This window comes from Pseudomonas sp. KU26590 (genome assembly GCF_026153515.1).
Lineage (GTDB): Bacteria > Pseudomonadota > Gammaproteobacteria > Pseudomonadales > Pseudomonadaceae > Aquipseudomonas.
Genome location: NZ_CP110644.1, coordinates 4,431,853 through 4,450,517, shown reverse-complemented (window position 1 = coordinate 4,450,517; position 18,665 = coordinate 4,431,853). Strand labels below are relative to the sequence as shown.

Genomic DNA, 18,665 nt, shown 5'->3' with positions numbered 1-18,665 from the left:
TGCCCCATCGTTTATTTCATTCTTCGTTTTTAAGCGGTTTCCTGACGCGATGGTCGGCCATCGTCAGTTTGATACCCGCTCGATCATTGGCTTGAATGGCCCCGTATCAGGCGCGCGTTTTACCTGCGATTTGCCGGTTTTGCCCGCTGTCTGCTGAATTGACAATTGCTGGAATATGGCAGAAGGTAGCCGCACCCAAATCAAACGGGCGTATGAATTGAGCGTTTGCCGTAGAAATGCTCTGACAGACGCTCGAATCGCGTCGACGGGGTGACTGGCGTTTGGTGTTTAGTCTCGACGGCAACGTCGTGCAGAGCGCCGGATCTCAGCGTCTGATGCGTATTGTTCAGCTTCCATATCGTGGAGATCAGTTGATGATTTACGAAGGTAAAGCCATCACGGTTAAGGCTCTTGAAAGTGGCATCGTCGAACTGCAGTTCGACCTCAAGGGTGAGTCCGTCAACAAGTTCAATCGTCTCACCCTCAACGACCTCAGTCAGGCCATCGAAGCCATCAAGGCTGACAGCTCGATCAAGGGCGTCATGGTCACCAGCGGCAAGGACGTGTTCATCGTCGGCGCCGACATCACCGAATTCGTCGAGAACTTCAAACTGCCGGACGCTGAACTCGTCGCCGGCAACCTCGAAGCCAACAAAATCTTCAGCGCCTTCGAAGACCTCAATGTCCCGACCCTCGCCGCCATCAACGGCATCGCGCTGGGCGGCGGTCTGGAAATGTGCCTGGCGGCAGACTTCCGCGTGATGTCAGCCACCGCCAAGGTCGGCCTGCCTGAAGTCAAACTCGGCATTTACCCGGGCTTCGGCGGTACGGTTCGTCTGCCACGCCTGATCGGTGTCGACAACGCGGTCGAGTGGATCGCGTCGGGCAAAGACAACAGTGCTGAAGACGCACTGAAAGTGGGCGCCGTCGACGCAGTGGTCGCCCCTGGCAAGTTGCAGGAAGCGGCACTGGACCTGATCAAGCGCGCCATCTCCGGCGAGTTCGATTTCAAGGCCAAGCGTCAGCCCAAGCTGGACAAGCTCAAGCTTAACGCCATCGAGCAAATGATGGCCTTCGAAACCGCCAAGGGTTTCGTGGCAGGCCAGGCCGGCCCGAACTACCCGGCCCCGGTCGAAGCCATCAAGACCATCCAGAAGGCCGCCAATTTCGGTCGCGACAAAGCGCTGGAAGTGGAAGCTGCCGGTTTCGTGAAGATGGCCAAGACCTCGGCCGCCGCGAGCCTGATCGGTCTGTTCCTGAACGATCAGGAGCTGAAAAAGAAAGCCAAGGTCTACGATGAAGTGGCCAAGGACGTGAAGCAGGCCGCCGTATTGGGCGCCGGCATCATGGGCGGCGGCATCGCCTATCAGTCGGCAGTCAAAGGCACGCCGATCCTGATGAAGGACATCCGTGAAGAAGCCATCGCACTGGGCCTGGGCGAGGCGTCGAAGCTGCTGGGCAAGCGCGTCGAAAAAGGTCGTTTGACCACCGCGAAGATGGCCGAAGCGCTCAACGCGATTCGTCCTACGCTGTCCTACGGCGATTTCGGCACCGTCGACCTCGTCGTCGAAGCCGTGGTCGAGAACCCGAAGGTCAAGCAAGCCGTACTGGCCGAAGTGGAAGGGCAGGTGGGTGAAAACACCATTCTTGCGTCCAACACCTCGACGATCTCCATCAGCTTGCTGGCCAAGGCCCTCAAGCGTCCGGAGAACTTCGTCGGCATGCACTTCTTCAACCCGGTGCACATGATGCCGCTGGTTGAAGTCATCCGTGGCGAGAAGTCCAGCGAAGTCGCCGTGGCGACCACCGTTGCCTACGCCAAGAAAATGGGCAAGAACCCGATCGTGGTCAACGACTGCCCGGGCTTCCTGGTCAACCGCATCCTGTTCCCGTACTTCGGCGGCTTCGCCAAGCTGGTCAGCGCCGGTGTCGACTTCGTGCGCATCGACAAGGTCATGGAAAAATTCGGCTGGCCGATGGGCCCGGCGTACCTGATGGACGTGGTCGGCACCGACACCGGCCACCACGGTCGCGACGTCATGGCTGAAGGTTTCCCGGACCGCATGAAGGACGATCGCCGCACCGCCGTCGACGCCTTGTACGACGCCAATCGCCTGGGCCAGAAGAACGGCAAGGGCTTCTATGTCTACGAGACCGACAAGCAGGGCAAGCCGAAGAAAGTGGTCGACGCGTCTGTGCTGGAAGTGCTCAAGCCAGTGATCTACGAGCAGCGTGAAGTCAGCGACGAAGACATCATCAACTGGATGATGATCCCGCTGTGCCTTGAGACCGTGCGTTGCCTGGAAGACGGCATCGTCGACACGGCCGCCGAGGCCGACATGGGCCTGATCTATGGCATCGGTTTCCCTCCGTTCCGTGGCGGCGCGCTGCGTTACATCGACTCGATCGGTGTCGCTGAATTCGTTGCCCTGGCGGACAAATACGCTGATCTGGGCGCTCTGTACCACCCCACTGCGAAGCTGCGTGAAATGGCCAAGACCGGCCAGCGCTTCTTCGGCTAAGTGCCCAACGAACAGGTGAAGATATGAGCTTGAATCCGAGAGACGTCGTGATTGTCGACTTCGGTCGCACACCGATGGGCCGCTCCAAGGGTGGCATGCACCGCAATACCCGCGCCGAAGACATGTCGGCGCACCTGATCAGCAAACTGCTTGAGCGCAACAACAAGGTCGACCCGGCGGAAGTCGAGGACGTGATCTGGGGCTGCGTCAACCAGACCCTGGAGCAGGGCTGGAACATCGCGCGCATGGCGTCGCTGATGACCCAGATTCCGCACACTTCCGCTGCGCAGACGGTCAGCCGCCTGTGCGGTTCGTCGATGAGCGCGTTGCACACGGCGGCTCAGGCGATCATGAGCAACAACGGTCATGTCTTCGTCATCGGTGGTGTCGAGCACATGGGTCACGTCGGCATGATGCACGGTGTCGATCCGAACCCGCACATGTCGCTGTACGCGGCCAAAGCCTCGGGCATGATGGGCCTGACCGCCGAAATGCTGGGCAAGATGCACGGCATCACCCGTGAAGCGCAGGATGCGTTCGGTGTGCGCTCCCACAGGCTGGCGCAGAAGGCCACGCTGGAAGGGAAGTTCAAGGACGAAATCATCCCGATGCAGGGCTACGACGAGAACGGTTTCCTGAAGATGTTCGACTTCGACGAGACCATTCGTCCGGAGACGACGCTGGAAAGCCTGGCCGCCCTCAAGCCTGCGTTCAACCCGAAAGGCGGTACGGTCACGGCCGGCACCTCGTCACAAATCACTGACGGTGCTTCGTGCATGATCGTCATGTCCGGCCAGCGCGCCATGGACCTCGGCATCCAGCCGCTGGCGGTGATCCGCTCGATGGCAGTGGCCGGTGTCGACCCTGCAATCATGGGTTACGGACCGGTTCCGGCGACCCAGAAAGCGCTGAAGCGCGCAGGGCTGAGCATCGCCGATATCGACTACTTCGAGCTCAACGAAGCTTTCGCTGCACAGGCCCTGCCGGTGCTGAAAGATTTGAAAGTGCTCGACAAGATGGACGAGAAGGTTAACCTGCACGGCGGCGCCATCGCCCTGGGTCACCCGTTCGGTTGCTCGGGGGCGCGGATTTCCGGCACCTTGCTCAACGTGATGAAGCAGAATGGCGGCACCCTGGGTGTTGCCACCATGTGCATCGGTCTGGGTCAGGGCATCACCACCGTATTCGAACGCGTCTAAACGGTGTCAGTGTGCGAGCCGGGGCCTGGTGCCCCGGCTTTTGTTTTTTTCCGGAAATGTATTTTCGCCACTTTTTTTCTTGTCACACCCGAGGTCCCCCGCATGCCGCTACAGCCAGGTCTCTACCGTCACTACAAAGGCCCCGAATACCGTGTTTTCGGTGTCGCGCGGCATTCGGAGACCGAAGAAGAAGTGGTGTGCTATCAAGCGCTGTACGGCGAATACGGCCTGTGGGTACGCCCTTTGAGCATGTTTCTGCAGTCAGTTGAGGTTGACGGCGAGCAAGTGCCGCGCTTTGCTTTGGTTCAGGCTGAACCGGATCTTTTTCCCCGGCCCTGAGGCGGGTCCTTGCAGCAGCCATTGCTTGACCTCACCTTTCAGCCACTATATATAGCGGGGCCTCGACGGCTCTGACGTCTTTTTTCTCGCATTAGGAATTTTCCGATCCATGGGCAAATCGCTGGTCATTGTGGAATCCCCGGCTAAGGCCAAGACCATCAACAAGTACCTGGGCAACCAGTACGTGGTGAAGTCGAGTATCGGCCATATCCGAGACCTGCCCACCAGCGGTTCGGCTAGCGCCTCCAAAGAGCCTGCTGCCAAACGCGGCAAGGCCGTGGCCGAAGCGCCCGTGCTGTCGCCCAAGGAAAAGGCCAAGCGCCAGCTCGTGGCGCGGATGGGTGTCGATCCGGAGCACGGCTGGAAGGCCAAGTACGAAATCCTTCCCGGCAAAGAGAAGGTGATCGACGAGCTGCGCCGCCTGGCCAAAGACGCCGACACCATCTATCTCGCGACGGACTTGGACCGCGAAGGGGAGGCCATTGCCTGGCACCTGCGCGAAGCCATCGGCGGCGACGATTCGCGCTACAAGCGTGTGGTCTTCAACGAGATCACCAAGAAAGCCATTCAGGAAGCCTTCTCCAAACCGGGCGAGCTCGACATCGACCGCGTGAATGCCCAGCAGGCCCGCCGTTTCCTCGACCGCGTCGTCGGTTACATGGTGTCGCCGCTGCTGTGGCAGAAGATCGCCCGCGGTCTGTCGGCCGGCCGTGTGCAGTCCGTGGCCGTGAAGCTGGTGGTGGAGCGCGAGCGTGAAATCCGTGCGTTCAACCCGGAAGAGTACTGGGAGATCCACGCGGACCTCGGCACCGCCAAAGGCGCCAACGTTCGCTTTGAAGTCGCCCGTGAAAAAGGCGAAGCCTTCAAACCGCTGAACGAAGCGACCGCCATGGCGGCGCTGGAGAAGCTCAAGGCCTCGGCCTACAGCATCAGCAAGCGTGAAGACAAGCCGACCAGCAGCAAACCGTCGGCGCCCTTCATCACTTCCACGCTGCAACAGGCCGCGAGCAACCGCCTGGGCTACGGCGTGAAGAAAACCATGATGATGGCCCAGCGTCTGTACGAAGCCGGTTACATCACCTACATGCGTACGGACTCGACCAACCTGTCGGCTGACGCAGTGGCCATGGCCCGCACCTACATCGAAACCGAGTTCGGCAAGAAGTACCTGCCGGAATCGCCGATCGTCTACAGCAGCAAGGAAGGCGCGCAAGAGGCTCACGAAGCGATTCGTCCTTCCGATGTCAACACGCACCCAAGCAAGCTGACGGGGATGGAGCGTGACGCCGAGCGTCTGTACGAGCTGATCTGGCGCCAGTTCGTGGCCTGCCAGATGCCGCCTGCGCAATACCTGTCGACCACCGTGAGCGTCGCGGCTGGCGATTTCGAGCTGCGCGCCAAGGGCCGCATCCTCAAGTTCGACGGCTACACCCGCGTGTTGCCACAAATGAGCAAGCCGGGCGATGACGACGTACTGCCGGACATGGCACAGGGCGACAAGCTGAAGCTGATCAAGATCGATCCAAGCCAGCATTTCACCAAGCCGCCTGCGCGTTATTCGGAAGCGAGCCTGGTCAAGGAAATGGAAAAACGCGGCATCGGTCGTCCATCGACCTACGCCGCGATCATCTCGACCATCCAGGACCGTGGTTATGTGGCCCTGCACAACCGTCGTTTCTATTCGGAAAAGATGGGCGACATCGTCACCGAGCGTCTGTCCGAAAGCTTCTCGAACCTGATGGACTACGGCTTTACCGCCGGCATGGAAGAGAACCTCGACGACGTGGCCCACGGCCAACGCGACTGGAAGAACGTTCTTGACGAGTTCTACGGCGACTTCAAAAAGAAACTCGAAGTGGCCGAAGCGCCTGACAGCGGCATGCGCGCCAACCAGCCGGTGATGACGGACATCCCGTGCAAGGTCTGCGGTCGCCCGATGCAGATTCGTACCGCGTCCACCGGCGTGTTCCTCGGCTGCTCGGGCTACAGCCTGCCGCCGAAAGAGCGCTGCAAGGCCACGGTCAACCTCACGCCGGGCGACGAAATCGCCGACGACGATGAGGGTGAGTCCGAATCCCGTGTATTGCGTGGCAAGCACCGTTGCCCGATCTGCAGCACTGCGATGGATGCGTACCTGCTGGATGAGAAGCACAAGCTGCACATCTGCGGCAACAACCCGGACTGCTCGGGTTACGAGATCGAAGAGGGCACCTACCGCATCAAGGGCTACGAAGGCCCGAGCGTCGAGTGCGACAAGTGCGGCGGCGAAATGCAGCTCAAGACGGGCCGTTTCGGCAAGTTCTTCGGCTGCACCAACTGCAAGAACACCCGCAAGCTGCTGAAGAGCGGTGAAGCGGCGCCGCCGAAGATGGACCCGGTGAAGATGCCGGAGCTCAAGTGCGACAAGGTTGATGACACCTACATCCTGCGTGATGGTGCTTCGGGGTTGTTCCTGGCGGCCAGCCAGTTCCCGAAAAACCGCGAGACCCGTGCACCGCTGGTGATGGAGATCGCGCCGCACAAGGACGAGATCGATCCGAAGTATCACTTCCTGTGTGACGCGCCGAAGAAAGACCCCGACGGTCGTCCGGCGGTGATCCGGTACAGCCGCAAGTCCAAGGAGCAATACGTGCAGACCGAAGTGGAAGGTAAGCCTACCGGCTGGCGTGCGTTCTACGACGGCGGCAAGTGGAAGGTCGAGGACAAGCGTTAATCGTTTAACTCGATCCGACTGGTCAGCTCCGATGCTTTGCGTTAAAAGAATCCCTCGGCGTGCTCGTGCGCTCCGAGGGATTTTTTCGTCTGCGGCTGAGCCCTTACAGGCTGGCAGGCAGGCTGGCGATTCACTCATCTCTACCGAGGCCACCGTTATGGCTCACGAACTCTATACCCGCACCAACCAGAAGCTGTTCTTCGCAGGACTGGCGCTGGAAGCGATGGCAAAGGCCAGAGACAGCCGCGCGATGAACGCCCAGGGGCTTGAGCAGGCCGAGCGTGAATCGGCGATCTTTCATCTCTACGGCGCTTTGCTGGGGCTGTGTCACGAGATCGCCGGCTACTACCGGCTGCCAGACGCCAGCTCCCCCCGTGCCGAGGACCTGCTGTCGCCGAAGGTGCTGGAAGCCATCGCCATTCCGGAAATGAGCGAACTGGTCGAGCTCGCCCACAACCGCGAAACGTGGCTGGCGCAATTGCTGGCCTCCTACCAAGCGTTGTTCATGCCGCCAAGGGCGCCGCGCAAACCCAAGGGTGACGTCACTCAGCCGCTGATCATCGCAGTGGGGGGGACGAAGAGCCTGAGCAGGCATTGTCGCGCGAGGAGATGGAACATTGGCGCCAGCAGCTCAAAAGCCTGGCAATCCGGTTCAGAGAAGGCCTGAGCGAGAGCTGATACGGAGTGATCGATGGGCTAGGGACTGAGTCATCTGGCTGTTACAATGCCAGCCTTTCGTGGAGAACTGCACTGATGCCAACTTCGTTTCTGGAAATTGTTGAACTGCCTGACGGCCGCATCGAGCTGCGCCGCGCTGAAGATGAAGGATCCCTTGTTACCCTGAATTTTTCGGAAGACGCCAAGGCGTTCCTGCAGGGTCAGCACGTTGAAGTCGCCAAGGCGATGCTCAGCGTCGGTGTGCAGATGGCAGGCCGTCTGGCCGAAGGCGAATTGACCAAGGATGAAGAAGGGCCGCGCGTGCTGCATTGATCCTCGGGATCTGCAGCCCGTTCACACGCCATCCCGCTTCTCGATTCGCAAGAAGCGCCTTCACGCTCTACATACCCTGATTAGTTCTGCCGACGTGCTCAGCCCAGCCGGATGTTGAGGCTCTGCGCATCGCCGATACGTGCTGCGCCTGCCAGTTGCTGGCGCGCACTGCCTGAGATTGGATTGATCCAGCTGACCACCGTATGGCTGCGACCCAGGCGCAACGCTTCACGGGTCAGTTCCAGCGCACTCTGAGCCCCACGCGGGTGCATCAGAATAATGCGTTCCCGGTTCAGACCCGCGTCACGCAGCCACGCCTGAGTCACACTGGCGGGGGGTGCAACCAGCGTCAGCCAGCGATCATTGGTGTCCTGGCTCAACTCGCGCAGGATCGGCGCCAGTAGATTGAGGCAGTTCCCGGCAGCGCCGCGCAAAGACAATTCACTAAAGACTTCTGGTTCGTTGCTCCAGGGCGACTCGGCAATCTCTGCCAGCGTCGGGACCTGCAACAGTGGAACGTCGAGCATTGGCATGCCGGGCGCCATGAATGCTTCGAACAGCGGCAGTTGTGCATGTTGTTGCGGTGTCTGTGGGAGCTGCATCTACGTTCTCCTTATCGGCGTATCACGCCGACGCTCAAGCCTTCAATCACAAGATCCTGATCTTTGAGATTCACTTCGATCGGTGCGAAGTCGGCGTTCTCGGCCAAAAGCCAGACTTTGTTGCCCTCACGCTTGAAGCGTTTGACCGTGACCTCGTCACCGATTCGCGCCACAACGATCTGGCCGTTGCGTGCTTCGCGGGTGGTGTGGACGGCCAGCAGGTCGCCGTCGAGAATTCCGACGTCTTTCATGCTCATCCCGTGGACGCGCAGCAGGTAATCCGCGCTTGGGTGAAAGAAGGCCGGGTTGATTGCGAGAGATTCTTCGATGTGCTGCTGGGCCAGGATCGGCGCGCCAGCTGCGACGCGGCCAATGATGGGCAGGCCGCTGTCATCGGGTTTGGCTTCGAAGCCGGGGATGCGAATGCCACGGGAGGCGCCCGGGGTCATCTCGATGGCGCCTTTGCGGGCGAGGGCTTTCAAGTGTTCTTCGGCAGCATTGGGCGATTTGAAGCCCAGCTCCTGAGCGATCTCGGCGCGGGTCGGCGGGTAGCCGTTGTCTTCCAGGCAGCGCTTGATGAAGTCCAGAATCTCGGCTTGGCGTGACGTCAGTTTGATCATGTGCATCGCTCTGGCTTTTTATACAGTGACTGGGATTATATACAGTGCTTGGGTCTTGGCAATGGTCCTTTTCGCCACGCGTGCAGCCACCCCCTGCCATGAATGGCTACAGGCCCCGGTTTGTATGGTTAAATGCCCGTGACTGCATGGACAGAAAGCGGACGCTCAGGGTTGACAGTGTTGTGTATGAAACGTATGTTTCAAACACGTGTTTGTCAGGCGTTGAACCATGGCTCAGTCGGAAACAGTTGAACGAATTCTCGATGCAGCGGAGCAGCTGTTCGCCGAGAAGGGTTTTGCCGAAACCTCGTTGCGGCTGATCACCAGCAAGGCGTCAGTCAATCTGGCAGCGGTGAACTACCACTTCGGTTCCAAGAAGGCCCTCATCCAGGCGGTATTTTCCCGCTTCCTCGGGCCGTTCTGCGTCAGTCTCGACCGCGAGCTGGAGCGCCGCCAGGCCAAGCCTGAAACAAAACCGACCCTTGAAGAGTTGCTCGAAATCCTCGTCGAGCAGGCGTTGGTCGTGCAGCCGCGCAGCAACAATGACCTGTCCATCTTCATGCGCCTGCTGGGCCTGGCGTTCAGCCAGAGCCAGGGCCACTTGCGGCGTTATCTCGAAGACATGTACGGCAAGGTGTTCCGCCGTTACATGCTGCTGGTCAACGAAGCGGCGCCGCGCATTCCCCCCATCGAGCTGTTCTGGCGGGTCCACTTCATGCTGGGCGCTGCGGCCTTCAGCATGTCCGGCATCAAGGCGTTGCGTGCTATCGCTGAGACCGATTTTGGCGTCAATACGTCGATCGAGCAGGTCATGCGCCTGATGGTGCCGTTCCTGGCGGCCGGCATGCGCGCCGAAACGGGCGTCACCGACAACGCCATGCTCACCGCGCAACTTCGGCCTCGGACCAAAACCTCGGCACCGTTGCCCGCCAAGGTCTAAGCAGCGCCACCGGCTGGCGGTGGCGTAATTTGCATCACATCCTTCGATCCCTCACCATGCCGGCCTGAGCATTGGTTGTTGAAGGATCTTCCTATGAGTTCTGGCCTGCAAGGCTCCCTGATGGTGGACGTCGCCGGTACCTGGCTGACCTCCGAAGACCGTCAGTTTCTGCGTCAGCCCGAAGTGGGCGGCCTGATCATTTTCGCGCGAAACATCGAGAGCCCACGGCAAATTCGTGAGCTCTGTGCGTCCATTCGTGCCATTCGTCCCGAGTTGCTGCTCGCTGTCGATCAAGAGGGCGGCCGGGTGCAGCGCCTGCGCCAGGGTTTTGTGCGGCTGCCGGCGATGCGCGCCATTGCCGGTCATCCGAATGCAGAAAGCATCGCCGAGCATTGCGGCTGGCTGATGGCAACCGAAGTGTTGGCGGTAGGGCTGGACCTCAGCTTTGCGCCGGTGCTGGATCTGGACTACCAACGCAGTGCGGTCGTCGGCACCCGGTCGTTCGAAGGCGATCCTGAGCGGGCGGCGGTACTGGCGGGCGCGTTCATCCGCGGCATGAATGCGGCAGGCATGGCCGCCACGGGCAAGCATTTTCCCGGGCATGGCTGGGCCGAGGCTGACTCTCATGTGGCCATCCCCCATGACGAGCGCAGTCTGGAAACGATTCGCGCCAACGACCTGGTGCCTTTCCAGCGCTTGAGCAAACACCTGGCAGCGGTCATGCCTGCCCACGTGATCTATCCCCAGGTTGACTCGCAGCCGGCGGGGTTTTCCCGCCGCTGGCTGCAGGACATTCTGCGCGGCGAGCTGGGCTTCGATGGCGTGATCTTCAGCGATGACCTGTCGATGGCAGGCGCCCATGTCGTGGGTGACGCCGCCAGCCGTATCGAGGCGGCGCTTACCGCAGGTTGCGACATGGGATTGGTCTGTAACGACCGCGCTGCGGCCGAGCTGGCCTTGAGCGCGGCCCAGCGCTTGAAGGTTTTGCCTCCTGCGGCGCGGTTGCACAGAATGCGTGGCCAGGGCATTGCGTCCACCGAATACCGCCAGCATCCCCGCTGGCTGGCGGCGCTGACCGCCTTGCGCGCTGCTCATTTGATCGATTAAGGAATTCCCATGACTGTTTACGCGATTATCGGCGGCACCGGCCTGACCCAGCTCGAAGGGCTGACGATACGTCAGTCCCTGGCCGTGAATACCCCTTATGGCGCGCCGTCCGGCGAGATCCAGCTCGGCGAATACGCCGGCCGCGAGGTGATGTTTCTGGCTCGTCACGGGCACCCGCACCGCTTTCCGCCGCACAAGGTCAACTACCGCGCCAACATCTGGGCGCTGAAGCAGGCCGGGGCCGAAGCGATTCTGGCGGTCAACGCCGTGGGCGGGATTCACCCTGACATGGGCACCGGTCATTTCTGCGTGCCCCATGATTTGGTGGACTACACCAGCGGTCGCGAGCACACGTTCTTTGCCGATGACCTGGAGCACGTGACCCACATCGACTTCAGCTTCCCCTACAGCGCGCCATTGCGGGCTCGACTGATTGCAGCGCTGGCGGCCGAGGGGTGCGCCCACAGCGATTTCGGCGTCTATGCCTGCACCCAAGGACCGCGGCTGGAATCCGTGGCCGAGATTACGCGGCTGGAGCGTGACGGCTGCGACATCGTCGGCATGACCGGTATGCCGGAAGCCGCTCTGGCGCGTGAACTCGAACTGGAATATGCCTGCCTGGCGCTGGTGGTGAATCCGGCCGCCGGCAAGTCGGCGGCGGTGATCACGATGGCGGAAATCGAGCAGGCTTTGCACGATGGAATCGGCAAGGTCAAGGCGACATTGGCTCGAGTGCTCAGCGCCGCGTGAGGCCGGAAATCGTGGAATTGGAGGGCTTTCTCTCAACGCTGGCTAGGCCGGAAAGGGCAACAAAGTCAACGCTATATCGTTGAAATAGTTGTCCACGGAAAGCGTGAATATCTCTGTGGATAAGTTTCTGTAAGCCTGTAGTTGCATGGCTTTAGCGACAATGGTCGTTTAATGATCAGGTTTACCAATGGCGCCGATCCAGCGGGTTAATCGTCAGAATTCTCTTCGGATCAGGCTTGGAAGGGGCGGGGTAAAGCGAGGAGGAGATCAGGCGTCGGACTGCTCGGCAGCGCGTCGAGAATGACGCGCTGCCGAGGCCAATTTCCGCACGGGAAAAGTCAGGTGTCAGGTCAGCGAATAAGTCAGCAGAGCAAAGGGCCTGATCGGCTGATCAGGACTCGGCCCACTCGACGTCGGTCAAACCCAGTTGCTCGGCTTTGGGCTTGGTCACTTTCGGGACTCGGTCCGACCGGTATTTGGGAATCTGACCAAACCCGGCATCCACCGAAGCCCAGTGCCAGGCGGATGCGTTATCCATGACTTCGGCGCTGATGTAGAAGCTTTTGTAGCTCCCGTGCAGCAGGTAATCGATTCTGAAGTGCTTGTACTGTGCCACGCTTGCAAACCTCCCTATCAGTCACTCTCTGTGTAACTGAGTCGTCACCGCCAGGAAAATTCACTCGAAGTTACCGTTCTAAGCCAAATGGTTAGCTTTAGTACAGAACGATGAGTAAACGGTCAGCCACCCTTACAAATGAGTGGCAAACCCCCGGTTTTGAGCGGTTTCAGCGACGCGATGGCGGCATCAAGCACTGTCCGGTGCGGCAGTGACGACCTTTGCAGTCGTCCTGCCGCGCCGTTTTTACACTCAAACGGTCACTTGTTCAGGAATTTGAACACAGTGGTCTGGGTGTAGGCCTTGCCTGGGTCCAGGCGCGTGGAAGGGAAGGCTGGCTGGTTAGGCGAGTCCGGGTAGTGCTGGGTCTCCAGCGTGAATGCGCCCCAGTGCGGGTAGATCTTGCCGCCCTTGCCTTTGACAGTGCCGTCTAGGAAGTTGCCCGTGTACAGCTGAACGCCAGGCTCGGTGGTAAACAGCTGCAAACGGCGACCCGACTTAGGATCGACCACATCCGCCGCCAGATTCGACAGCTTGCCCTTGGTGTCGAGCACCCAGTTGTGGTCGTAGCCGCCTTGAGTCGCTTCTGCAAACTTCAGCTGTGCGTTGTCTTCACGGATGCGCTTGCCGAAGGCGACAGGCTTGAGGAAGTCAAAGGGTGTGCCGGCCACTGGCGGCAGCTCACCTGTCGGGATCAGCGTCTCGTTGACCGGCGTGTAGTGTGCGGCGTGCACTACGGCCACCTGGTCAAGGATGTCACCGTTGCCAGCGCCGGCCAGGTTGAAGTAGCTGTGGTTGGTGAGGTTGAGGACGGTCGGTTTGTCCGTCGTCGCGTGGTACTGAATGCGCAACTCGTTCTTGTCGTTCAGGCTGTAGGTGACCTCGGTTTTCAGCGTACCGGGGAAGCCCATCTCGCCATCGACCGAAACGTAGGTCAGCTTGACCCCGACCGAGCCTTTGTCCTTGACCTCCTGAGCCTTCCAGATCTGTTTGTCGAAGCCTTTCGGGCCGCCATGCAGTGAGTTGGTCTTGTCGTTCAGCGGCACCTGATAGCTCTTGCCATCCAGAGAGAACTTGCCGCCTGCCAGGCGATTGCCGAAGCGGCCGATGGTGGCGCCGAAAAATGCGGTGCCATTGACGTAACCGTCCACATCATCGAAGCCCAGGACCACGTCCTCAGCCTTGCCGTGCTTGTCCGGCACCAGCAGCGACTGCAGCGTGCCGCCGTAGGTGATCACGGTAGCCTGCATGCCCTGGCTATTGCGCAGGGTGTATTTCTCGACCGGGGTGCCATCGGCGAGTTTGCCGAACGCGCCGTGTTCGGTGGACAGTCCGGCAGCGTGCACTTGCAGGGCGGCGGCCATCAGCGACAGGCCCAGGGCAGGTATAAGCGTCTTTCTCATTGCGTCGATCCTTTTGTTTTTATGCGCACGTTTTTACGGGCGTTTTATGGATGTGCTCTGAAGTGAGCACCCTTGCTGCTCTGAGCGCTGCGACCGTCGCGACAGCGTGACGGCGCGGTGCTCGGTGATTGGTCATACTATTTGATCTGGATAGCCCTGATATTTCGAGTTATAGATCAAAATCACTCGCTTTAAAAATAAATTGTAATACTATTTGGCGAAAGGCAGTCTGCTGTCCGATGCGGGAAGGTCTAGCCCAGGATTGCCCGTCTGTACAGGCGGTTGACGCCTAATCGTATGATCATTAGCCTCTATTTGCGGAACACACCGCAAACAGGGGCGGATCAATGAGCAGCAGTTTTCACGCGTCGACGGTAAACCGCCTGGGAGCCTGGATTGCTCAAGGGAATGTGGTGCCGGGGCAGTCGCTGAAGGTTGAAGCGGCGTTGGGTGAAGAATTCGGGGTCAGCCGTACGGTGATTCGCGAGGCCATCAAAACACTGGTGGCCAAAGGGTTACTGGAGGTCGGGCCCAAGGTGGGCACGCGGGTATTGCCGGTGCGCAGCTGGAATCTGTTTGACCCACAAGTGGTGGGCTGGCTGGCGGCGAAGGGCCTGCCGGAAAGTTTTGTGCTGGACCTGCTGGATTTGAGACGCGCCATTGAACCGATGGCCGTGCGTTGGGCCTGTGAAAGGGCGACGCCGGAGCAGATTGCCAGGATCCAGGCCAATTATCAGGGGCTTGAGGCCAGTGTGGCGGACCTGGGTGATTACAACGCTGCGGATCAGCGCTTCCATGAAGCGGTGCTCGCGGCGAGCCATAACCAGTTCATTGAGCAGATGCTGCCGGCACTGGGCGCTTTGCTGGCGATCTCGTTTGAAGTGTCATCGGCGGTGCCCGGTGAGCTGGGCAGAACCTTGCCGTTGCACAAGGATCTGGCGGACGCCATCGCCAACCGGGATTCGGCGCGGGGTGTCTGGGCCTGCATGAGTTTGATTGAAAACGCCGGTGAAGTGATGGCCCGTTCTCGGGAACAACCGTTATCGCGCACTTGACGACTGGCCCAGTGTGATGTTTCGCAGGTGAGCTTTTTGAGTGGCTCACGGACCTACAATAATAAGCAGGAAATTTTCCATGAAATGGCTGCCGGTCTGCGACCAGCGTTTCAAATTGGCCGAAGGGCCGTTCTGGGACCCTGCCCACCAGGCGTTGTACTGGGTTGATATCGCTGGCTTCCGCGCGCTGCGCCTTCACGCCGGCAGGCTGTCCCACTGGCAGTTCAACGAGCCGGTTTCCGCCTTCATACCCACCACGAAAGGTGACGCGCTGGTCACCCTCGCCAGCGGCGTCCATCGTCTGGACCTCGATTCCGCGTCCCATCAACCTGTTATTTCTCTACTGTGTGCCGCCGATCCCGTGGCGGGCAACCGTGCCAACGAAGCCCGTTGCGACCGGCAGGGTCGGCTGTGGCTGGGGACCATGCAGAACAACCTTGACGAGGAGGGCGGCGACCTGCCGATCGAGCGCCGCTCGGGCGGGCTGTACCGCGTCGACGGCGATGGCTCGGTCGCGGCTTTGCTGAACGGGCAGGGCATCGTCAACACCCTGGTCTGGCCGGAAACCGATTCCGCCGTGCTTACCGCCGACACCCTGGACGGCGTGATCTATCGCTACCCGATCAACGACGATCACTCGTTGGGCGACCGCGAAGTCTGGGCCCATGAGCATTCCCGCGGCGCACCCGATGGTTCGGCGATGGACGAAGACGGTTTTGTCTGGAATGCCCGCTGGGGTGGCGGTTGCCTGATCCGCTTCGCCCCCGATGGCAGCGTTGATCGAATCGTCGAACTGCCGGTCAGTCACCCGACCAGCTGCGTGTTCGGCGGGCCGGACATGAGCACTTTGTTTGTGACCAGCGCGCGGCCTGCAGAGGGCGCGCTGGAGCTGGATGGGTCCGTAATTCAGATGGAAATCGGCGTCAAGGGTATGGCCTCGCACCGCTTTGCGGGGTGACCCAAACCCTGTGCCGGTGAGGTGTGACACTCGGTTACATAGGCTTCATTGATAATATGATATGACTGTTTTCAGTCGAGCGGCCTGCGCTGTTTTCACCTGCATACCGCCCCGACACTCACTGCTGAACGCTGTAGCTAGTCAATAAAAATAAGGAGTTAGCTATGTTGAGTCGCCACGGGATTCGTTCCCTGTGCTGTGCTGCTGTTGCCACCGCCATTCTTGGCATGAGCGCCGGTGTATCCGCCGCTGATGCCGACAAGGTCAAGATCGGTTTCCTGGTCAAGCAGGCTGAAGAGCCCTGGTTCCAGACCGAATGGCAGTTTGCCGAAAAGGCCGGTAAGGACCACGGTTTCGAAGTCATCAAGATTGCCGTTCCCGACGGTGAAAAAACCCTCTCTGCCATCGACAGCCTTGCCGCCAACGGCGCCAAAGGGTTTGTCATCTGCCCGCCCGACGTCTCCCTCGGCCCGTCCATCGTCGCCAAAGCCAAAGCCAATGGTCTGAAAGTCATGGCTGTCGATGACCGTTTCGTCGACGCCAAAGGCAAGTTCATGGAAGACGTGCCGTACCTGGGCATGGCGGCGTTTGAAGTCGGCCAGAAACAGGGCGCTGCCATGGCCGACGAAGCGAAGAATCGCAACTGGGACTGGAAAGAAACCTACGCGATCATCAACACCTACAATGAGTTGGACACCGGCAAGAAGCGCACCGACGGTTCGGTGGATGCGTTGAAGAAAGCCGGTTTGCCTGAGGATCACATCCTCTTCGCGCCGCAGAAAACCCTCGACGTGCCGGGCAGCATGGATTCCACCGGCGCTGCCCTTCCGAAACTGCCAAGCGGGGCGAAAAACCTCATCGTCGGCGGCATGAACGACAACACCGTTCTGGGCGGCGTGCGTGCCACAGCGGGCGCAGGCTTCGCGCCGGCCAACGTTATCGGCATCGGCATCAACGGTACTGACGCCATCGACGAGCTGAAGAAGAAGGAAAGCGGCTTCTTCGGGTCGATGCTGCCCAGCCCTGACAAAGAGGGCTACAACACCGCCCTGCAGATGTACGAGTGGGTCACCACCGGCAAAGAGCCTGCGAAATACACCGCGATGGACGACGTGACGCTGATCACCCGTGCCAACTTCAAGGAAGTGCTGACCAAGATCGGTCTGTACAAGTAAGCGCGGCAGTCGAGTCGGGACGCCTGGCTCTCAGGCGGATATCTGCAAGGCCCCGTTCCACCCGGCATGGGTGGGGCGGGGTGGAGGTGGTTCATGCAACAGGCATCGGTTCAGCAACAGGTTCAGCACGGCGGCAGCCTGCGCTTCAACGGGATCGGCAAAACCTTCCCCGGTGTGAAGGCGCTGTCGGACATCAATTTCGAAGCTCGGCCAGGCAGTGTTCACGCGCTGATGGGCGAGAACGGCGCGGGTAAATCGACGCTGCTGAAGATTCTCGGCGGCTCGTACCAGCCCAATAGTGGCGATCTGCAGATCGGCGATCAGCATCTGGCGTTCAAATCCACCGCTGACAGCATCGCGGCCGGCGTGGCAGTGATTCACCAGGAACTGCACCTGGTCCCGGAAATGTCGGTGGCGGAAAACCTGCTGCTCGGCCACATGCCCAATCGCTGGGGCATGATCAACCGTCGGGCCATGGTTCGCCGGGCGCGGGAACTGCTCAAAGGCCTGGCCGACGAGATCGACCCGAACACCCGCCTGGGTGATCTCTCCCTGGGGCAGCGGCAACTGGTGGAAATCGCCAAGGCCATGTCGCGTAACGCCCACGTCATCGCCTTTGACGAACCCACCAGTAGCCTGTCGGCGCGGGAGATTGATCGGCTGATGGCGATCATCACCCGGCTGCGTGACGAAGGTCGGGTCATCCTTTACGTTTCCCACCGCATGGAAGAAATCTTCCGCGTCTGTGACGCCGTGACCGTGTTCAAAGACGGGCGTTTCGTGCGCACTTTCGAAGACATGGCCGAGCTGGACCATGATCGCCTCGTGACCTGCATGGTCGGGCGCGACATTCAGGACATCTACAACTATCGGCCGCGTCAGCATCAGGGGTCGAGCCTGCGCGTGACCGGCCTGATGGGCCCCGGCCTGCAGGAGCCCGCCAGTTTTGCGGTGGAGAAGGGCGAGATCCTCGGCTTCTTCGGCCTGGTGGGCGCCGGTCGGACCGAAATGTTCCGCATGCTGTCGGGGCTGACGCGCAGTCAGGCCGGTACCTTGCAACTGGAAGGCAAACCGCTGAACCTGCGTTCACCCCGTGACGCCATCGACGCCGGCATTCTGCTGTGCCCGGAAGACCGCAAGAAAGAAGGCATCGTGCCGCTCTCCAGCGTCGCCGAGAACATCAACATTGGTGCGCGGCCTCGCCACGTCAGCCTCGGTTGCCTGATTCAGGGACGCTGGGAGCGGGACAACGCCAAACACCAGATCAAATCGATGAACGTCAAGACGCCTTCGCCCGAGCAGCAGATGCTGTTTCTGTCGGGCGGCAATCAGCAGAAGGCCATTCTGGGCCGCTGGCTGTCGATGCCGATGAAAGTGCTGCTGCTGGACGAGCCCACCCGTGGCATCGACATCGGCGCGAAATCAGAGATCTACCAGATCATCCACAACCTTGCCGCCGACGGCATCGCGGTCATCGTGGTGTCCAGCGACCTGATGGAGGTAATGGGCATTTCCGATCGCATTCTGGTCATGAGTGAAGGCGCCATCACCGGCGAGTTGTCCCGCGAAGAAGCCAACGAGCAGCGCCTGCTGCAGCTGGCATTGCCGCGTACCCGCGGCTAAACCCGGCTATGAACTTGGTTATCAAAACCTGGCTATGAAAAATAAGAACGAGG

Annotated in this window: 16 protein-coding genes and 1 pseudogene; 13 read left to right on the top strand and 4 right to left on the bottom strand. The window is 60.2% G+C overall.

Features of this window, described 5'->3' with window-relative positions; all coding sequences use genetic code 11:
* The first annotated feature begins 374 nt into the window (after positions 1–374).
* From fadB to OKW98_RS19810, 6 genes and pseudogenes are all read left to right on the top strand, one after another.
* Positions 375–2,522, top strand: a complete 2,148-nt coding sequence (gene fadB / locus OKW98_RS19835; protein ID WP_265386294.1) for a fatty acid oxidation complex subunit alpha FadB — start codon at positions 375–377, stop codon at positions 2,520–2,522.
* Between the two features lie 23 nt (positions 2,523–2,545).
* Complete coding sequence (gene fadA / locus OKW98_RS19830) at positions 2,546–3,721, top strand: acetyl-CoA C-acyltransferase FadA (protein ID WP_265386293.1); 1,176 nt, start codon at positions 2,546–2,548, stop codon at positions 3,719–3,721.
* A gap of 102 nt (positions 3,722–3,823) precedes the next feature.
* Complete coding sequence (locus OKW98_RS19825) at positions 3,824–4,060, top strand: DUF1653 domain-containing protein (protein ID WP_237251298.1); 237 nt, start codon at positions 3,824–3,826, stop codon at positions 4,058–4,060.
* Positions 4,061–4,169: 109 nt separating this feature from the next.
* Positions 4,170–6,773, top strand: a complete 2,604-nt coding sequence (topA, locus tag OKW98_RS19820; RefSeq protein WP_265386292.1) for a type I DNA topoisomerase — start codon at positions 4,170–4,172, stop codon at positions 6,771–6,773.
* Positions 6,774–6,930: 157 nt separating this feature from the next.
* Positions 6,931–7,451: pseudogene (locus tag OKW98_RS19815) on the top strand (DUF6586 family protein).
* Positions 7,452–7,526: 75 nt separating this feature from the next.
* Positions 7,527–7,763 carry a hypothetical protein gene (locus OKW98_RS19810; RefSeq protein ID WP_037011193.1) on the top strand — a complete coding sequence of 79 codons (237 nt, stop codon included), beginning with the start codon at positions 7,527–7,529 and terminating at the stop codon, positions 7,761–7,763.
* 98 nt (positions 7,764–7,861) lie between these two features.
* Here the strand turns inward: OKW98_RS19810 and sulA are convergent, their stop codons facing one another.
* Together sulA and lexA are read right to left on the bottom strand one after the other, a co-directional pair.
* Complete coding sequence (gene sulA, locus OKW98_RS19805; protein WP_265386291.1) at positions 7,862–8,365, bottom strand: SOS-induced cell division inhibitor SulA; 504 nt, start codon at positions 8,363–8,365, stop codon at positions 7,862–7,864.
* Between the two features lie 11 nt (positions 8,366–8,376).
* Positions 8,377–8,985, bottom strand: a complete 609-nt coding sequence (gene lexA, locus OKW98_RS19800) for a transcriptional repressor LexA (RefSeq protein ID WP_065988571.1) — start codon at positions 8,983–8,985, stop codon at positions 8,377–8,379.
* A 229-nt stretch (positions 8,986–9,214) separates the two neighbouring features.
* Here lexA and OKW98_RS19795 point away from each other — a divergent pair, with 229 nt between their 5' ends.
* The 3 genes from OKW98_RS19795 (at position 9,215) to OKW98_RS19785 (ending at position 11,782) form a co-directional block, all read left to right on the top strand.
* Positions 9,215–9,925 carry a TetR/AcrR family transcriptional regulator gene (locus OKW98_RS19795; protein ID WP_265386290.1) on the top strand — a complete coding sequence of 237 codons (711 nt, stop codon included), beginning with the start codon at positions 9,215–9,217 and terminating at the stop codon, positions 9,923–9,925.
* Between the two features lie 105 nt (positions 9,926–10,030).
* Positions 10,031–11,032 carry a beta-N-acetylhexosaminidase gene (gene nagZ / locus OKW98_RS19790; protein WP_265389789.1) on the top strand — a complete coding sequence of 334 codons (1,002 nt, stop codon included), beginning with the start codon at positions 10,031–10,033 and terminating at the stop codon, positions 11,030–11,032.
* 9 nt (positions 11,033–11,041) lie between these two features.
* Complete coding sequence (locus OKW98_RS19785; protein ID WP_265386289.1) at positions 11,042–11,782, top strand: S-methyl-5'-thioinosine phosphorylase; 741 nt, start codon at positions 11,042–11,044, stop codon at positions 11,780–11,782.
* A 391-nt stretch (positions 11,783–12,173) separates the two neighbouring features.
* On the opposite strand, the gene OKW98_RS19780 is transcribed toward OKW98_RS19785, so the two are convergent.
* Together OKW98_RS19780 and OKW98_RS19775 are read right to left on the bottom strand one after the other, a co-directional pair.
* The gene (locus OKW98_RS19780) at positions 12,174–12,398 is read right to left on the bottom strand and encodes a DUF6555 family protein (protein WP_265386288.1); all 225 of its coding nucleotides are present in this window, start codon (positions 12,396–12,398) and stop codon (positions 12,174–12,176) included.
* Positions 12,399–12,658: 260 nt separating this feature from the next.
* On the bottom strand, positions 12,659–13,801 hold the full coding sequence (locus OKW98_RS19775; RefSeq protein ID WP_265386287.1) for an aldose epimerase family protein: 1,143 nt from the start codon (positions 13,799–13,801) through the stop codon (positions 12,659–12,661).
* Between the two features lie 347 nt (positions 13,802–14,148).
* Between OKW98_RS19775 and OKW98_RS19770 the strand changes: the two genes are divergently transcribed.
* The 4 genes from OKW98_RS19770 to araG all read left to right on the top strand — a co-directional run bounded on the left by OKW98_RS19770 (position 14,149) and on the right by araG (position 18,612).
* Positions 14,149–14,856, top strand: a complete 708-nt coding sequence (locus tag OKW98_RS19770) for a FadR/GntR family transcriptional regulator (RefSeq protein WP_265386286.1) — start codon at positions 14,149–14,151, stop codon at positions 14,854–14,856.
* 79 nt (positions 14,857–14,935) lie between these two features.
* Positions 14,936–15,814: an SMP-30/gluconolactonase/LRE family protein gene (locus tag OKW98_RS19765; protein WP_265386285.1), complete on the top strand. Its 879-nt coding sequence runs from the start codon at positions 14,936–14,938 to the stop codon at positions 15,812–15,814.
* A gap of 164 nt (positions 15,815–15,978) precedes the next feature.
* Positions 15,979–16,989, top strand: a complete 1,011-nt coding sequence (locus tag OKW98_RS19760) for a substrate-binding domain-containing protein (protein ID WP_265386284.1) — start codon at positions 15,979–15,981, stop codon at positions 16,987–16,989.
* A gap of 93 nt (positions 16,990–17,082) precedes the next feature.
* Positions 17,083–18,612 (top strand): L-arabinose ABC transporter ATP-binding protein AraG, encoded by a 1,530-nt coding sequence (gene araG, locus OKW98_RS19755; protein ID WP_265386283.1) that lies wholly within the window; start codon positions 17,083–17,085, stop codon positions 18,610–18,612.
* Positions 18,613–18,665: the final 53 nt, after the last annotated feature.

What these genes read in the sequence shown, in the direction of transcription:
- sulA (WP_265386291.1), bottom strand. Translation starts at nt 8,365, where the DNA reads ATGCAGCTCCCACAGACACCGCAACAACATGCACAACTGCCGCTGTTC.
- fadB (WP_265386294.1), top strand. Translation starts at nt 375, where the DNA reads ATGATTTACGAAGGTAAAGCCATCACGGTTAAGGCTCTTGAAAGTGGC.
- OKW98_RS19825 (WP_237251298.1), top strand. Translation starts at nt 3,824, where the DNA reads ATGCCGCTACAGCCAGGTCTCTACCGTCACTACAAAGGCCCCGAATAC.
- OKW98_RS19810 (WP_037011193.1), top strand. Translation starts at nt 7,527, where the DNA reads ATGCCAACTTCGTTTCTGGAAATTGTTGAACTGCCTGACGGCCGCATC.
- OKW98_RS19775 (WP_265386287.1), bottom strand. Translation starts at nt 13,801, where the DNA reads ATGAGAAAGACGCTTATACCTGCCCTGGGCCTGTCGCTGATGGCCGCC.
- fadA (WP_265386293.1), top strand. Translation starts at nt 2,546, where the DNA reads ATGAGCTTGAATCCGAGAGACGTCGTGATTGTCGACTTCGGTCGCACA.
- lexA (WP_065988571.1), bottom strand. Translation starts at nt 8,985, where the DNA reads ATGATCAAACTGACGTCACGCCAAGCCGAGATTCTGGACTTCATCAAG.
- topA (WP_265386292.1), top strand. Translation starts at nt 4,170, where the DNA reads ATGGGCAAATCGCTGGTCATTGTGGAATCCCCGGCTAAGGCCAAGACC.
- OKW98_RS19785 (WP_265386289.1), top strand. Translation starts at nt 11,042, where the DNA reads ATGACTGTTTACGCGATTATCGGCGGCACCGGCCTGACCCAGCTCGAA.
- OKW98_RS19765 (WP_265386285.1), top strand. Translation starts at nt 14,936, where the DNA reads ATGAAATGGCTGCCGGTCTGCGACCAGCGTTTCAAATTGGCCGAAGGG.
- araG (WP_265386283.1), top strand. Translation starts at nt 17,083, where the DNA reads ATGCAACAGGCATCGGTTCAGCAACAGGTTCAGCACGGCGGCAGCCTG.
- OKW98_RS19760 (WP_265386284.1), top strand. Translation starts at nt 15,979, where the DNA reads ATGTTGAGTCGCCACGGGATTCGTTCCCTGTGCTGTGCTGCTGTTGCC.
- OKW98_RS19770 (WP_265386286.1), top strand. Translation starts at nt 14,149, where the DNA reads ATGAGCAGCAGTTTTCACGCGTCGACGGTAAACCGCCTGGGAGCCTGG.
- OKW98_RS19795 (WP_265386290.1), top strand. Translation starts at nt 9,215, where the DNA reads ATGGCTCAGTCGGAAACAGTTGAACGAATTCTCGATGCAGCGGAGCAG.